Below are 1,049 nucleotides of genomic sequence, written 5' to 3'. Positions count from 1 at the left end.
CACTTCTACCATTGCCTGCATGTATTTCAGCATGTACAGTAACTAGGCTAATTTCCGATGGTTCCCAGCGAGTAACAACAATGTTATTACCTGCTTCAATGCGGTAATCATTAATGTTATAGCCAACACTAATATGAGATAGAATTCCCTCTTGAATCATTGACCACATAGTATTACCTAGTCCTACGTTACTAATTCGTAGCGTGGCACGGCATACGCGATCTGCATCAATAGATGTAGATTCAACTACTCCTAGTAATTTATCTCGGTCATGATTGAATAGTACTGCACCCTTATTATTAATGCGGGTGCGGTCTACAGAGCTTTCATCACATAGTAGAATTTCATTATATTGTTCACCTTCGAGTACGCGGCAAACTGGCGTTTCCGTAGCAAATGCTACTTCGATAGTACGTTTATCAACATCAATTGCTGTTACTGGTACTGTCTGCTCCCTCTTCTGGTTCTTTAGGTTCAATTCCATTTGTATTTCCCTGTGTGTTTATTTCCTTTTCTTTTGCAATCTCCTCTAGAGTTATGCGTGGATCACCACCCATTTCACTAATGATCTGAGTTTTAGATTTAAGCCCTGAATCAAGTAACATAATCTCGGCCTGGATATCTTTAGTAGCGTCTAGGGAGATTGGTTTAACTGGAATATAACGAGCACAAATAGCATCATCAAAATCAGCAAAAGAGATATTGAGATCACTATTATTTAGCATTTCGCACTTCATCCATTCTAGATAGATTGGTTTTAGCACTCGATTAATTAAGACATTACTACGAGTTCTAAATGTGGTTGCCTGTAGGCGTTCTGCTAGTTTTGCTGCACTAAATGAAGCATCAGCAGTACTACCCATTAGAGATTGTTTAGTGACGTTCAAACCCATTGCGATTTGATCCATTAGTTCACTAGTAAATTCACTAATCTTATCTGCACCGTTATTTGGACTTACTGTTTTAATATCCTGATTCTTACCTAGTTCAAATACTGCACCTGGTTCTAGATATTCTGAATATGTTGCAGTACTATCACTTTCCCCTGC

2 protein-coding genes are annotated in these 1,049 nt (G+C 38.5%); both read right to left on the bottom strand.

The features are described 5' to 3' along the window. On the bottom strand, positions 1-484 hold a 484-nt coding region (locus IM273_RS22325), incomplete at its 3' end, for an HK97 family phage prohead protease (RefSeq protein ID WP_193055676.1). Then, positions 426-1,049: phage portal protein (locus IM273_RS22320; protein WP_193055675.1), on the bottom strand; the 624-nt coding region annotated here is incomplete at its 5' end. The genes IM273_RS22320 and IM273_RS22325, both read right to left, overlap by 59 nt.

Source organism: Enterobacter cloacae complex sp. P13B (genome assembly GCF_014895915.1).
GTDB lineage: Bacteria > Pseudomonadota > Gammaproteobacteria > Enterobacterales > Enterobacteriaceae > Enterobacter > Enterobacter bugandensis.
The sequence above is the reverse complement of the archived record's forward strand: the minus strand, read 5'-3'. Positions and strand labels throughout refer to the sequence as shown.